The sequence below is a fragment of the Pseudobutyrivibrio sp. MD2005 genome (assembly GCF_000621865.1).
Lineage (GTDB): Bacteria > Bacillota > Clostridia > Lachnospirales > Lachnospiraceae > Pseudobutyrivibrio.
Window position 1 is genome coordinate 1 of the sequence record NZ_JHXE01000016.1, and the last position, 15286, is coordinate 15286.

Consider the following 15286-nt stretch of genomic DNA (forward strand, 5'->3'; position numbering starts at 1 on the left):
CGGGCGTAGGATATTTGAGAGGAGCTGCCCCTAGTACGAGAGGACCGGGGTGGACGGACCACTGGTGTATCAGCTGTCGACCAACGGCATAGCTGAGTAGCCAAGTCTGGACGGGATAAACGCTGAAGGCATCTAAGCGTGAAGCCCCCCTCAAGATGAGATATCCCCTTCCTTCAAGGAAATAAGATCCCTTATAGACGATAAGGTAGATAGGTTCAAGGTGTAAGTGTGGTAACACATTCAGCTGATGAATACTAATAGATCGAAGGTTTATTCTAAAAAGGAAATATGTAGTCAGGATGAAATAACTATTGTATGAAGTTTTGAGGTTGCTAAAGCAATCTAAATGGCCTCATGGCTCAGTTGGTTAGAGCGCCGCCCTGTCACGGCGGAGGTCGAGGGTTCAAGTCCCTCTGGGGTCGTTAATTATCTTAATATTGTTTATGGGATCTTAGCTCAGCTGGGAGAGCATCTGCCTTACAAGCAGGGGGTCACAGGTTCGAGCCCTGTAGGTCCCATTTTAATTGAATATTGTTAGTAACATGGGCGGTTTCCCGAGTGGCCAAAGGGGACAGACTGTAAATCTGCTGCAAATTGCTTCGGTGGTTCGAATCCACCACCGCCCATCTTTTTTATTATCGCGGGATGGAGCAGTCTGGAAGCTCGCCGGGCTCATAACCCGGAGGTCGGTAGTTCAAATCTATCTCCCGCAACTCAGTGACTTGTATAACGAGTCACGAAAATGTGCCCAGATAGCTCAGTTGGTAGAGCAGAGGACTGAAAATCCTCGTGTCGTTGGTTCGATTCCGACTCTGGGCACTTGTTTTTTATTTACCTTCAAGATATAATTCTTGAAGGTTTTTTTATTTGTATAAAGGAGGGAAAAATGAGAATAGTATTTCTTGACCGCAAATCAATCGGTGATGATATAGATTTATCCAAATTTAATGATTTTGGAGAAGTGGTAATCTACGATTACTCAACAAAAGAAGAGGCCGCAGAAAGAACAAAAGATGCAGATATCGTTATAATTAATAAGGTTCCTATCAACGAAGAAACAATCGGTGAAGCTAAGAATCTTAAACTGGTATGCGTAACTGCAACAGGAACAAATAATCTTGATAAAGAGTATTTGGCAAAAAGAGGCATAGAGTGGAGAAATGTAGCTGGATACTCAACAGAGGCTGTTGCACAGCATACATTAGCTCTTACTATGTATCTATTTGAGCATCTAAACTACTATGATAATTATGTAAAATCAGAAAAATATGTAAATGATAAACTATTCACTCATTTTGAAATGAGATTTAATGAAATACATGGAAAAACATGGGGAATAGTTGGCTTAGGCGCAATTGGAGCTCGTGTTGCCGATATAGCTACTTGTCTAGGAGCCAATGTAGTATATTATTCAACTAGCGGTAGAAATAATAATCCTAAATATAAGAGAGTTGAGTTCGATGAACTCTTAGCAACAGCTGATATTGTTTCAATACATACACCACTCGACGATAATACACTTCATTTGTTTGATAAAGTGGCTTTCAATAAAATGAAAAAAAGTGCAATTCTAATAAATGTAGGCAGAGGTCCTATAATTGTAGAAGAAGATTTGGCTAATGCACTTGAGAATGGCGACATTGCGGCTGCAGGGCTTGATGTACTTGATATAGAGCCAATGTCTGCTGATAATCCACTAAGAGGAATAAAAGATAGTAATAAGCTTATCATTACTCCTCATATTGCATGGGCAGCATTAGAAGCGAGACAGAGGTTAATGGAGATCATACATAACCAGATTAAAGAGTTTTTAGCATAATAGTAGATTTTATTAGGTTCTTGATTTTATGATGAAATCAAGAACCTATATTTTTGCCATTAAAAGGTAAAAAAAGATAATACATTGTTGATAAAAATAATGGATAATGCTAAAGTAAAAGAAGTTTAATAAAGAATATCTAAAAATAGTTTAGATATAACTAAATCAAATATTGCATTAGCGGTAGATATTGCAGTAATAGTTGAAACGTGATACCATGGATTTGCACGTCGCAGGACGATGCAAAAGGAGAGGTGTTATGTTTAAAGGAAGAAAAGGCGAATTAGAACAGCTAAATGGATTTTATGAGGGGGATAATGCAGATGTTGCTGTGATTTCTGGTCAGATAGGAATCGGCAAGACTACATTAATCAAAGAATTTATTGCTGATAAAAATGCTATATTTTTTGAAGCATACGAGACTACTAGCAAGCATTTATTTGAAATGCTTGGCAAAAACATTGGCGTTTCAACTGAATTAGATGGAATATCTTTTTGTGAGGAAATTACAAAGAAGGCAGCAAAAGAAAAGCAGCTTATCATATTTGATCAATATCCTCATATCGTAAAAGCAGACCCAGATTTTGACAAATTATTACATGAGTATATCACAACAAAATGGAAAGATTTACCTGTTAAAATCATTTTTTGTTCTGATGCATTCATGCTTGTAGATAAATATATAAAAGGCAAGAAGGCCATTTGGAAGGACTTAGTAGGTCTTGATTTAGTTGTAAAGCCTCTTGGATTTTATGATTCTTGTGAGTTTTTTGCAGATGCAAGTCCCAAGGAAGCAGCTTTTTTATATGGAATAACAGGTGGAATACCATATAACTTAGTTCGTACAGCAGCCTTGTTAGGTATTGAAGGTTATGATGAATATGCAATTAAGCCTATTGAAGGAAAGAATAAGATAAAAGAAATTGCAGCTAGATTATTCTTAGATAGAAATTCAGCATTAGGCTTGAATCCTGAGCTTGTAATGGCTACAGAGCTTAGAGAATTATCATATTACAATTATATGCTTACAACATTGGCAAAGGGGCTTAACAGAGTAAATCAGATATCTGCTGAGGTTAATAAGCCAAAAGATGTGGTTGTACCATATCTTAATTCGTTAATGTCTATTGGGGTATGCACAAAGGATACCGCAATTACAGAATTAACAAATAGAAAAAAGACTCGCTATTCCATAGTAAATGCCAGCACATTATTCTGGTATAAGATTGTGGTAGCAAATTATGATAAATATGTTTCAAGAGACATAGATGGTCTCTGGGAAGAAGCTGAAAAAACAATGGATGAATACATGAAAGATGTATTTATCAAAATGTGTGGCGAATACTTGCAGGATAGAAGCGATAAGAATCTTTTGCCATTTACTGTTGAAGAAATTGGTAACTGGTGGGTTAATGATGACGAAGCCGGTACTACAGATGGATTTGATTTGGTTTCATTAGGTAAATGTGAAGGTAAATCAGCAACTATATATGCACAGTGTTATTACATTAAAGAGCCAATAGAGGTTGCTCAGCTTAAAGTATTAATAGAAAAAACTAAGCAATTACATAGACAGGGAGATGCATTTTATCTTGTATTCTCAAATTCTGGTTTTCATGAAAATGCTATTACCATTTCATCTGCAATCAAAAATATCATGCTAATTACATTAGATGAAATGAGATAAATATTAGGAGGAGAAAAATGACAAATCAAGAGCTCAAAAAAACAGCTAATGAGGTCCGCAAGGGCATCATTGAAGGTGTTCATGCAGCAAAAGCTGGACATCCAGGCGGATCTCTCTCAGCAACAGAGGTATTTACATACCTTTACTTTGAGGAGATGAATATTGATCCAAAGGATCCAAAGAAGGCAGATCGTGATAGATTTGTACTTTCAAAGGGTCACACAGCACCAGGTCTTTATTCAACACTTGCACAGAGGGGATTCTTCCCAGTAGAAGACTTAAAGGGGTTAAGAAGTATTGGAAGTCATCTTCAGGGACATCCATGTGTACAGCATACACCTGGTATTGATGCATCTTCAGGCTCGCTTGGCCAGGGTATTTCTGTTGCAGTTGGAATGGCTCTTTCTGCAAAGCTTTCAAATGAGAGCTATAGAGTGTACACACTTCTTGGTGATGGTGAAATCCAGGAAGGTCAGGTATGGGAAGCTGCAATGTTTGCAGGTGCAAAGAAGCTTGATAACCTTTGTGTAATCGTTGATAACAACGGACTTCAGATTGATGGACGTATCGAGGATGTTAACAGCCCATATCCAATTCCAGATAAGTTTAGAGCATTCAATTTCCACGTTGTAGAAGTTGCAGATGGTAATGACTTTGACCAGCTTAGAGCAGCTTTCAAAGAGGCTAGAGAGACAAAGGGCCAGCCTACAGCAATCGTTATGAAGACTGTAAAGGGCAAGGGCGTATCATTCATGGAAAATCAGGTAGGATGGCATGGAAAAGCTCCTAACGATGAAGAATACGCTATTGCAATGGAAGAATTAGGAAAGGCTGGTGAGTAAGAATGGCAGACGTAAAGAAAATCGCAACTCGTGAGAGCTACGGTAACGCTCTTGTTGCTCTCGGTGAGAAATATGATAATTTAGTAGTTTTAGATGCAGACCTTGCAGAGGCTACAAAGACAGGTATTTTTAAGAAGGCGTTCCCAGAGCGTCACATTGACTGTGGTATAGCAGAGTCAAACATGGTTGGCATCGCTGCTGGTATCGCATCTACAGGAAAGGTTCCATTCTGCTCATCATTTGCTATGTTTGCAGCTGGACGTGCTTTCGAGCAGGTACGTAACTCAGTTGGTTACCCACACCTTAATGTAAAGATTGGTGCTACTCACGCTGGTATTTCAGTAGGTGAGGACGGCGCTTCACATCAGTGTAACGAGGATATCGCACTTATGCGCACAATCCCAGGAATGACTATTATTAACCCTTCTGACGACGTTGAAGCTAAGGCTGCAGTAGAGGCTGCTTACAAGATGGACGGCCCTGTATACCTTAGATTTGGACGTTTAGCAGTACCTGTAATCAACGACAACCCTGATTACAAGTTTGAAATCGGAAAAGGCGTAGTCCTCAAAGAAGGCAAGGACCTTACAATCATCGCAACAGGTCTTGAAGTTAACGAGTCACTTGAGGCTGCCAAGATGCTTGCTGAAGATGGCATCGATGCAGAAGTAATCAACATCCACACAATCAAGCCTATCGATGCAGACCTCATCGTAAAGAGCGCATCAAAGACTGGCAAGGTTGTTACTGTTGAAGAGCATTCAATCATCGGAGGCCTCGGCGGCGCCGTAGCTGAAGTTCTCTCAGAGCAGTGCCCAACAAAGATGCTTCGAATCGGCGTACGCGACACCTTCGGAGAATCTGGCCCAGCCGTAAAGCTCCTTGCAAAGTACGAGCTCGACGCCGCAGGTATCTACAAGCAAATCAAAGCCTTCGTGTAAAATAGTCTACGGCTAGCCATATACGCCAGTTACGCTCTCAAGCCTTGGTGAGCTCCGCTCGACAACACGTCTCGCTTGAGCCTCCCCAAGAGCTAGATAGCTACTGGCTTATAAAAATAACCCTACTCATCACACGAGTAGGGCTTTATTTTTTGTATAAACCTGCGGCGTTATATCGTAGTAAACGAAGCTTTACTTCAGTTGCCAGATTACGTCTCTTCGATGAGCTGGTAGGAAACAAGTTACTGGTGCGGCTCATTAACTTGGCAAGCGCGAGCAAGGAGGCGCCATACAGTCATGGGTGGGACCCACGCCGGCGGGGGGACCCATGGCTGATATGGAGGATGCCTTGCGGGAGCATGTGAACCTTGGATGTCGCATGCAATAACTTGTTGCCGTAACCAGCGGACTTGGATAAGCCGTAACCAGCGGGCTTGAGAGCGTAACTGGCGGGCTAGGCTAGCCGTAACTGGCGGACTATACGAATTTGTAGATGGTGGTTGAGTGAGCCTTGGTGCCAGCTTTGGCGATTGGCTGCTCGAAGGTAGGTACGTTGATTGCATTAGGGTAGTACTGGGATTCGAAGCATACTCCGTAGCGCTTGTCGTAAGGGCAATCTCCCTTGCCGATATGGGTGCTGTCGAGGTAGTTGCCAGCGTATAGCTGTACGCCAGGTAAGTCTGTGTAAACTTCCATCTTTCTGCCGCTCTCAGGATCTTCAAGTGTGCAACTTGGCTTGTCTAAATTGTGATGATTTAAGCAGTAGTTGTGGTCGTAACCGCCAGCCCAGTTGAGCTGGTCGTAATCAGCATCTGTGTCTTTGCTGAGAGCCTTCGGAGTAGTGAAATCCATTGGAGTTCCCTTTACTTCGCGGCATTCTCCGTGAGGGATAGATTCTGGATCAGTGTGAGTATATCTGTCTGCATCAATCCATACAATGTGGTTCATAACAGATCCAGAGTCGTGACCATTCAAATTAAAGTAGCTGTGATTGGTTGGGTTGAATATTGTATCAACATCCGAAACCCCTGAATAATCAAGGCGAATTGAGTTGTCATCGCCCAAAGTATAAGTAATAGTGATGTCCATTTCGCCAGGGAAACCGCATTCACCGTCAGCCTTGTGGCAAGTAAATGTGATGTGGCTATCATCTACAGATTCAACATCCCAAATGCGCTTGTGCATTGGATTGAAGCCAGAATGTAGATTGTTCTTGCCATCATTGGCATCCAGCTTGTACTCAACACCGTTTAAAGTGAACTTGCTGTCGCCGATACGATTGCCGTTAGGGCAGATACAGCAGCCGAAGCCTGGGCCATTTACGAAATAATCTTCGATTTTGTCATATCCAAGAACAACATCAGAAAGAAGGCCTTCTGAATCTGGAACCCATAGCTCCAGAAGATTACATCCAAAATTCATAATTTTTGCCTGCATACCATTTTTATTTATGAGTGTGTATGCAACAATATCTTCACCATTTTTTGTAACGCCAATTTTTTCTTTTTCCACGTTAAAAACCTCCCTAAATTAAGTGTCTATCAGTAAAAAATCACCGAACAACTCCATGATAAGGATATCTGAGGATAATTACAAGAATATATAATTAACAAAACAAAATTTACGGGTAAAAATGTCAAAGAAAAGACATTATGGTACTATATAAGTAAGACACATTTGGGGGTAACGATGAATGAAAGCCAAGGACAAAAAGATCCTACGGTTAATCAAGATTCAAATCGTTTTATTACTCATAGTGGTAGCAGGAGTAACTTATTACTACGCAAGTGGCTACGCATCTCAGGTCTCTGCACTCAAATCAGAGGCTACTTCTATTGTGCGCAAATCTACGGTGGATACCTTCAGACAGATAGAGACAAGCGAGGTATACGATTCTAACGGGCAGACAATTTCCGTTCTTAAAGGCGAAAAGGATGTTTATTACATAACCTACGATCAGATTCCAGAGAATGTAGTGAAAGCCCTGATTTCCATTGAAGATAAAAAGTTTTTTGAACATAACGGAATAGATTATAAAGGAATAACCAGAGCGTTAATCACAACTATCCGTGAAAAAGAAATCACTCAAGGCGGTAGTACAATTACGCAGCAGCTAGCACGAACCATGTTTCTTACCAGTGAAAAAACATGGCAGCGTAAAGTGGAGGAAATATATATAGCTTCTGAGCTGGAGCAAAAGTATTCAAAGGAACAGATTCTAGAGTTTTATTTGAACAATGTGTATTTTGCTAATGGATATTATGGAATAGAAGCTGCGGCAAAGGGCTATTTTAGCAAGGATATTTCAGAGCTGGATTTATCTCAGATATGCTATTTGCTGGCAATTCCAAATAGTCCGACCTACTATGATCCAGTGGTAAACCCGCAGAATACCATCACTAGACGAAATCTTATCCTTCAAGCAATGAAAAATGATGGCATAATTAATGAAAATACTTATAACAGTGCTGTAAATGAAGAAATCACACTGGTAAGGCCAGATAAAGTAAAGAATAATTATGTAGAAACCTATGTTTATTACTGCGCTACCAGAGCATTAATGGAGACAAATGGTTTTGAGTTTCAAACTGAGTTTAAAAACGACGATGAGGAAGCTGCCTATAATCAAGCTTATGAAGAGGCGTATAACCAGGCCAACAAGACTCTATTTACAAATGGCTATAGAATTTACACCTCAATAGATATGAATATGCAAAATGAACTTCAAAATGCCATTGATACTAATCTTGCAGAGTTTGATGAAGTAAATGAAGAGGGGATTTTTTCTTTACAGGGTGCAGGTGTGTGCATAGATAATAGCACAGGAATGACAAAGGCAATAGTCGGCGGAAGGAGTCAGGCAGTTACAGGGTACACTCTAAATCGCGCATTTCAAAGTTACAGGCAGCCGGGCAGCTCTATTAAGCCATTGATAGTTTATACACCAGCTATCGAAATGGGATATACGCCAGACACTATTGTTCATGATGTAAAATTGGAGGATGGTCCAGAAAATGCCACTGGAAAGTACGAAGGAGACATAACTTTGAGGCGTGCAGTTGCTGCCTCTAAGAACACAATAGCGTGGCAATTATATTCAGAAATCACACCACAAGTAGGCTTAAAGTACCTTAAGGACTTGGGGTTCTCCAAGATAGTAGATGACGACTATGGAATGGCAGCATGCCTTGGTGGATTGACAGTTGGAGTCAGTCCACTTGAAATGGCAAAAGGCTATGCCACCATCTGCAACGATGGCTATATGCGTGACCCAACCTGCATTCAGAAAATCACTGATGCAGATGGAAATGTCATATATGAGTTTGAGCAGCAGGAAGTAGAAGTTTATAAAGAAAATGCTGCACGAACGATGACAGATATGCTACAATCGGTATTGACTGACGGTACAGCAAAGGGCATAAGCCTTGGCGAAATGCCGGCGGCTGGCAAAACTGGTACCACAAATAGCAATAGGGATGGTTGGTTTGTAGGATATACAAAATACTATACTACTAGCGTTTGGGTCGGTTATGATCAGCCAAGAAAGGTGCCTGGATTAACAGGTTCATCTTATCCAGCTGCTATCTGGGAAGAATACATGAATGTAATTCATGAAGGACTGGTTCCGGCTGAATTTAAAAAACCAGTGGAATATATAGGAACAGAGGAACAGCAAGAAGATCCAGAGGAGATCGAAGAAGGGGAGGAAGAAGAACCTTATGGTGTCTTCGATGAGGAATTCCCTGAAGGGGAAGAAAATCAGGAGGAGGACGATTCATATCGAGTTATAACCCAGACATTTGACGGCACAGTGATTCCAGAGGGCGCTATACCTGACAATGCTATGGACGTTCAGATTACAACCACTACAGAACCGGTGGTTGAGGAATAATGGAGGATTTATTTTAAGATGGCTAAGTATGGTTTTGGACTTGATTTAGGGGGAACTACATGTAAGTGTGGTTTATTTACAACAGAAGGAGAGTTACTTGAAAAGTGGGAAGTACCTACAGATACTTCAAACGGTGGAGTAAACATCCTTAAGAATTTAGCTCAGACTGTTGTAAAGAAGATGGAAGAAAAGAACATATCATCAGAGGATGTTTCAGGTGTAGGTATTGGTATTCCTGGCCCTGTTTCAAATGATGGTGTGGTGAATAGATGTGTTAACCTTGGCTGGGGAGTTTTCAATGTAGAAAAAGAATTCTCAGAATGCCTTGGTGGACTTAAGGTAAAAGCTGGTAATGATGCTAATGTTGCAGCCCTAGGTGAAGCTTGGATGGGCGCAGCTAAAGCATATTCTTCATCTGTAATGGTGACACTTGGTACAGGTGTAGGCGGTGGCGTTATCATCAATGATGAGATTATCAGTGGTGCAAGCGGTGCAGCAGGAGAGATTGGACATATCAGAGTTAATTATACAGAAGAAAACACATGTGGATGTGGCAATCACGGCTGTTTAGAGCAGTATTGCTCAGCAACAGGTATTGCTCGTCTTGCTAGAATTAGACTTGCAGAGAACGAAGATGCAAGCCCACTTCGTGACATCGAAAGCCTTGATGCAAAGGCTGTATTTGATGAGGCAAAGAAGGGTGATGTAGTTGCAAAAGAAATTGTTAAGAGAGCTTGCGAGTATCTTGCTCAGGGATTACAGGTAATTTCATGTGTTGTAAACCCAGAAGCATTTGTTATCGGTGGCGGAGTTTCTAAGGCTGGACAGTATTTGATTGATGAAGTTGAATACAGATTCAACCAAATTGCTTTCCATGGTTGCAAGAACACAAAAATCATACTTGCTTCATTAGGAAATGACGCTGGTATCTATGGCGCAATGAAGTTAATACTTTAATAAGCAAAAAATGGCCCCCAACCATCAATGATGGAAGGGGGCCTTTATTCTTTATTCAGATTTTTCTTTAATTACTGACTTATAGCCATTCTCTAATAGCTGTCCTGCCATTTCTGTAAGCACAGTGAAATTGATTTCTTTTCCACCCTCAAGCCAGTCCATATAAATAGCTGTAATAGCACGAGTATATGAACGGACAATACTTGGATATTCAGTTACTGCGAAAAATGCAGAAAACTCTTCGCTGCTCAGCACGATATCTGTAACGGCTCTATAGAAGAAACTGTAGTATTCATCGCACATCAGCTTCTTCTGAACCTTAGAGCATGACTCTAGATATTTATAGAAGTATGTGATACATCCAGTTAAATCACGCTCTTTAGCGTATTTACCAATATTCTCTAAAATTTCATGAGCCATTTCTTCTTCGACTTCATATACTAGATCGTCCAAAGATGCATAGTGAAGATAGAAAGTTTTTCTGTTAATACCAGCTCGATCTGTCAAATCAGTAATAGAGATGTCTCGGTAATTACGAGCTAAAACCAATTCGTTAAAAGCTTTTCTAACAGCGGTAAGAGTTCTGCGAACTCGTAAATCTTTGCTTCTTTCTCTCATTCCTAACTCCTTTTATTAATTATTTAACTCACCAAATTAAAGACTTAACTCTTTGTTTACTATACCACGGAAAAAAACACCCGTGGAATTTTTTACACTTTTTTTAGAATTTGTTTGTTGATTGAACACAAATTAGGGTGTATAATCGCAAATAGTTCGAAAGCGGACAATCCGAAAACGGACATTCCGAACCCGTAATATATTAATCGGACAGAAAGGAGTGTTATGAGTACAAAGGAATTTGATAATAGAACCCACGTGGGTTTCATGTGTGGCTGTATAGAACGAGAAGTGAAAAAAGCTATTAACCGAGGCATGAAAGAGGCTGATGCTTGTATCAGTTCTACTAAGCAGGGGTGGATAATAGGCTATTTTGTTAGACAGACGGAGCCGATTTTCCAGAAGGATTTAGAGGATGTATTTCATTTTCCAAAGTCAACACTTGCAGACATTATACAGACTTTAGAGAAAGATGGACTTATTACAAAGGTTCCTGTTGATGGCGATGGACGAAAGAAACAAATCGTTGTAACAGAGAAGGGGCATGAGTTTAATCAGGAAATCGAAACCCAGATTATGGAGGTCGAGAACTATATTACGAAGGATATATCTGACGAGGAGTTAGATATGGTAATTAAGGTCTTGGACAAGATGCAGAAAAACGCTAAAGACTACAAATCATATATAAAATTAAAGAAGGAGGACTAATTTTGGTCAAAAGAATTTTACAGGAGACTAAAGAGTACACGCTTTCTGCTTATCTAACACCTGTTTTCATGATTCTTGAGGTTGCTATGGAAATGGTTATTCCACTTTTAATAGCAGACCTTGTGGACAAAGGTGTAGAAAAGGGAAATCTTAGTGAAATCTACCGTATAGGTGGATATATGCTGATTTGTGCATTTATCGGACTTTTCGGAGGAATTATGGGAGCAATCCTTGGTTCGAAGGCTTCAGCAGGCCTTGCTAAAAACCTTCGAAAGAAGATGTTTGAAAACATTCAGACATTCTCATTTGAAAATATTGATAAGTTCTCAACAGCAGGCCTTGTCACACGTCTTACAACAGATGTCACAAATGTTCAAAACGCATTTATCATGGTGCTTAGAATGGGCTTTAGAGCCCCTGTTACTGTAATTGTTGCAATGATATTATCATTCAGAATTAATGTAAGACTAGCATCTAATTTCTTAATTGCAATGCTTATTATTCTTGGATTCATGACATTTGTGCTTGTTAAGACAAGACCACTCTTCGAAAAATTGATGAAGAGATATGATGATTTAAATGCATCAGTACAGGAAAATGTAACTGGTATTCGAGTTGTTAAGGCTTACGTTAGAGAAGCTTTTGAGAAGAGAAAATTCATAAGCGGAAGCGATGGAATTTACAAGGCTGCAACAGCAGCAGAAAAGATGATAGCATTTACTATGCCAATGATGAACCTTGTGGTTTATACATGCATTATCCTCATAAGCTGGTTCGGAGCACATGCTATTGTTATTGATGAAACTCTTACTACTGGAGAGTTAGTATCATTGTTCTCATATTGCATGAACATTCTTATGTCATTGATGTTCTTTGCAATGATTTTCATTATGATAACAATGTCTGTTGCAAGTATGCGTCGTATATACGAAGTACTTGAAGAAAAGACAACTATCACAAACGGAGCTGATCCAATTTACGAGGTACCGGATGGCTCAATCAAATTTAATGATGTTGTGTTTGGTTATAACAAAACAGCAGAGCGACCAGTTCTTGATCATATCAATGTAGAGATTGAATCTGGTGAGACAATCGGTGTACTTGGTGGAACAGGTTCTGCAAAATCTACCCTGGTATCAATGATTTCCCGTCTTTATGATGTGGATGAGGGTGAGGTTATAGTAGGTGGACACAATGTTAAGGAATATGATGTGGAAACAATCCGAAATCAGGTTTCGGTGGTACTTCAGAACAACGTACTTTTCTCAGGTACAATTGCTGAAAATCTTCGTTGGGGTGATAAAAATGCCTCAGATCAAGAGGTGAGACATGCAGCAAAGCTTGCCTGTGCAGATGAGTTTATTGAAAAGTTCCCAGATGGCTATGACACACATATTGAGCAGGGTGGAACTAACGTGTCTGGTGGACAGCGTCAGAGACTCTGTATTGCAAGAGCTCTTTTGAAGAAGCCAAAGATTCTCATTCTTGATGATTCAACTTCAGCTGTTGATACAGCAACAGATGCAAGTATTAGACGTGCATTCAGGGAAGAGATTCCAAACACTACGAAGCTAATTATTGCTCAGAGAATCTCATCTGTAATGGATGCAGACAGAATTATCGTTATGGACGATGGTAAGCTCAATGATATAGGTACACATGAAGAGCTTATGGCTAGTAATGAAATCTACAAAGAAATCTACGAGCAGCAGACAGGCGCTGGCAGCGGCGACTTTGACAAGGTAGATCAGGAAGGAGGTGTCAAGAATGCCTAGAGGACCACAACCAGGATCAGTACCAAAATTGACTAAAGAGCAAAAGGCCGCTAGACGTGGAGTTCTTGGCCGCCTTGTAAAATTCATAGGTAAGAGATATGCTATCCAGCTTGTAGTGGTAATAATTTGTATCTTTTTATCTGTAATCTGCAACGCTAAGGGAACAGCCTTTATGCAGGAATTAATTGATTCCTACATTCTTCCAATGATAAAAGAAGGAAGCACAGATTTTGCCCCACTTGCAGCAGCAATTAAGCATTTGATTGTATATTATGCAGTTGGTGTTGTTGCAACATTTTCATACAACTGGATAATGATTTTCGTTGCCCAGGGTTCATTAAAGGACCTTCGTAACGAAATGTTTGAAAAGATGGAAGACTTACCAATTAGATATTTTGATACACATGCTCACGGCGATATCATGTCAGTATACACAAATGATATTGATACACTTCGTCAGATGATTTCGCAGAGCTTCCCACAGATGTTCAACAGTGCAATCACTATCGTGACAGTATTTGTGTACATGCTTATTCTATCACCATCACTTACAGGTGTTACCATCGCAATGATTGCTGTTATCACAATCACAACCAAGTATTTGGCTGGCACATCAGGAAATTATTTCCGAAAGCAGCAGCAGGCCCTTGGTGCAGTAAACGGTAACATCGAGGAAATAATGAATGGACAGAAGGTCGTAAAGGTATTCTGTCACGAAGAAGAAGTAATGGAGAAGTTCAACGAATTAAACGAGGGACTTTATGAAAATGCTTATAAAGCCAGCAGACTTGCAAACAGCTTAGGCCCTGTAAACGCTCAGCTTGGTAATGTAAATTACGTGCTTTGTGCAGTTGTAGGTGGCACACTTGCAATCAATGGCTGGACAGGACTTACACTTGGAGCACTTGTTTCATTCCTGCAGTTCACACGATCATTTATCATGCCTATCATGCAGGTGTCACAGCAGTTCCAGTCTATCGTTCTTGCTATGGCTGGTGCAGAGCGAGTATTTACACTTATTGATGAAGAGCCAGAGGTTGACGATGGCTACGTAATGCTTGTAAACGCCAAGGAAGAAAATGGCGAGATAGTAGAGTGCAAAGAGCGTACAGGCATGTGGGCTTGGAAGCATTTCCACAAGGCTGAGGGCACAACAACTTACGTGAAGCTTACAGGCGACATTGTATTCGACGATGTAGATTTCGCATACAATCCAGAAAAGACTGTACTTCACAACATCAAGCTTTTCGCCACTCCAGGCCAGAAAATCGCCTTTGTAGGAGCAACTGGTGCCGGTAAAACAACCATCACCAACCTTATAAACCGCTTCTACGACATTGCAGATGGCAAGATTCGTTACGACGGAATCAATATCAACAAGATAAAAAAGGCCGATTTACGTAAATCCCTTGGCATAGTGCTTCAGGACACACATCTTTTCACAGGCACTATCGCAGACAACATTCGCTACGGAAAGCTTGACGCCACAGAGGAAGAAGTAATTGCAGCAGCTAAGCTTGCCAATGCAGACAGCTTTATCCGCCGATTACCACAGGGCTACAACACCGTAATCAAAGGAGATGGCGGCAACCTTTCACAAGGTCAGAGACAGCTACTTGCCATTGCACGAGCAGCAATCGCCGACCCACCAGTCCTTATCCTTGATGAGGCCACATCATCAATCGATACACGTACAGAAAAAATCGTACAGGACGGTATGGACAAGCTGATGCATGGACGTACAACATTTGTAATTGCCCACAGACTTTCAACTATCCGCAACTCCGACTGTATCATGGTTCTTGATCAGGGCCGCATAATTGAGCGCGGTAACCATGAGGAACTTATCCAAGAAGGCGGAAAATACTACCAGCTCTACACAGGAAAAATTCAAAACGCATAATAACACAGGCGTGGTTGACAAAAACACCAACCACGCCCCTTTTATGCCTTTTAGGGCCCTACACCATTTCATTTAGCGACGCCCCGCCCCACTGGGCTGCCGCCCTCCCAAATCCAGGCATGCCCGCAAGGCCCCTCCCCTGCT

At 40.7% G+C, this 15286-nt stretch carries 11 protein-coding genes, 5 tRNA genes and 1 rRNA gene; 15 read left to right on the forward strand and 2 right to left on the reverse strand.

The genetic code is table 11. From position 1 onward, the window contains the following. The 10 genes from T498_RS0107150 to T498_RS0107195 all read left to right on the forward strand — a co-directional run. Nucleotides 1–278: ribosomal RNA gene (locus T498_RS0107150) — 23S ribosomal RNA — on the forward strand; the annotation flags it as partial. Nucleotides 279–348: 70 nt separating this feature from the next. After that, nucleotides 349–422: transfer RNA gene (locus T498_RS0107155), tRNA-Asp, on the forward strand. Between the two features lie 23 nt (nucleotides 423–445). Next, nucleotides 446–518 (forward strand) — tRNA-Val (locus T498_RS0107160). A gap of 26 nt (nucleotides 519–544) precedes the next feature. Continuing rightward, nucleotides 545–626, forward strand: a tRNA-Tyr gene (locus T498_RS0107165). 13 nt (nucleotides 627–639) lie between these two features. Next, nucleotides 640–713 (forward strand) — tRNA-Met (locus tag T498_RS0107170). Between the two features lie 33 nt (nucleotides 714–746). Further along, a tRNA-Phe gene (locus T498_RS0107175) sits at nucleotides 747–819 on the forward strand. Nucleotides 820–886: 67 nt separating this feature from the next. Then, complete coding sequence (locus T498_RS0107180; protein ID WP_028235317.1) at nucleotides 887–1819, forward strand: D-2-hydroxyacid dehydrogenase; 933 nt, start codon at nucleotides 887–889, stop codon at nucleotides 1817–1819. Nucleotides 1820–2078: 259 nt separating this feature from the next. Continuing rightward, nucleotides 2079–3506 (forward strand): ATP-binding protein, encoded by a 1428-nt coding sequence (locus T498_RS0107185; protein WP_028235318.1) that lies wholly within the window; start codon nucleotides 2079–2081, stop codon nucleotides 3504–3506. A 17-nt stretch (nucleotides 3507–3523) separates the two neighbouring features. Next, nucleotides 3524–4348, forward strand: coding sequence for a transketolase (locus T498_RS0107190; RefSeq protein ID WP_028235319.1), 825 nt, complete (start codon nucleotides 3524–3526; stop codon nucleotides 4346–4348). A gap of 2 nt (nucleotides 4349–4350) precedes the next feature. After that, nucleotides 4351–5289, forward strand: coding sequence for a transketolase family protein (locus T498_RS0107195; protein ID WP_028235320.1), 939 nt, complete (start codon nucleotides 4351–4353; stop codon nucleotides 5287–5289). Between the two features lie 477 nt (nucleotides 5290–5766). On the opposite strand, the gene T498_RS0107200 is transcribed toward T498_RS0107195, so the two are convergent. Further along, a complete protein-coding gene (locus tag T498_RS0107200) occupies nucleotides 5767–6801 on the reverse strand; it encodes an aldose epimerase family protein (RefSeq protein WP_028235321.1) in 1035 nt (344 codons plus the stop codon). A gap of 181 nt (nucleotides 6802–6982) precedes the next feature. Here T498_RS0107200 and T498_RS15215 point away from each other — a divergent pair, with 181 nt between their 5' ends. Both T498_RS15215 and T498_RS0107210 read left to right on the forward strand, forming a co-directional pair. Next, nucleotides 6983–9181: a transglycosylase domain-containing protein gene (locus T498_RS15215; RefSeq protein WP_081779711.1), complete on the forward strand. Its 2199-nt coding sequence runs from the start codon at nucleotides 6983–6985 to the stop codon at nucleotides 9179–9181. Nucleotides 9182–9199: 18 nt separating this feature from the next. After that, entirely contained in the window at nucleotides 9200–10138 is a 939-nt protein-coding gene (locus T498_RS0107210; RefSeq protein WP_028235322.1) for an ROK family glucokinase, read from the forward strand. Between the two features lie 51 nt (nucleotides 10139–10189). Here T498_RS0107210 and T498_RS16185 read toward each other — a convergent pair whose 3' ends face one another. Next, nucleotides 10190–10756, reverse strand: coding sequence for a TetR/AcrR family transcriptional regulator (locus T498_RS16185; protein ID WP_028235323.1), 567 nt, complete (start codon nucleotides 10754–10756; stop codon nucleotides 10190–10192). A gap of 225 nt (nucleotides 10757–10981) precedes the next feature. Between T498_RS16185 and T498_RS0107220 the strand changes: the two genes are divergently transcribed. The 3 genes from T498_RS0107220 to T498_RS0107230 are packed head-to-tail and all read left to right on the forward strand — an operon-like array spanning nucleotide 10982 to nucleotide 15142. Continuing rightward, nucleotides 10982–11464 (forward strand): MarR family winged helix-turn-helix transcriptional regulator, encoded by a 483-nt coding sequence (locus T498_RS0107220; RefSeq protein ID WP_028235324.1) that lies wholly within the window; start codon nucleotides 10982–10984, stop codon nucleotides 11462–11464. A 2-nt stretch (nucleotides 11465–11466) separates the two neighbouring features. Further along, on the forward strand, nucleotides 11467–13239 hold the full coding sequence (locus T498_RS0107225; protein ID WP_028235325.1) for an ABC transporter ATP-binding protein: 1773 nt from the start codon (nucleotides 11467–11469) through the stop codon (nucleotides 13237–13239). Then, on the forward strand, nucleotides 13232–15142 hold the full coding sequence (locus T498_RS0107230) for an ABC transporter ATP-binding protein (RefSeq protein WP_028235326.1): 1911 nt from the start codon (nucleotides 13232–13234) through the stop codon (nucleotides 15140–15142). Before T498_RS0107225 ends, T498_RS0107230 begins: the two co-directional genes overlap by 8 nt. Nucleotides 15143–15286 lie beyond the last annotated feature (144 nt).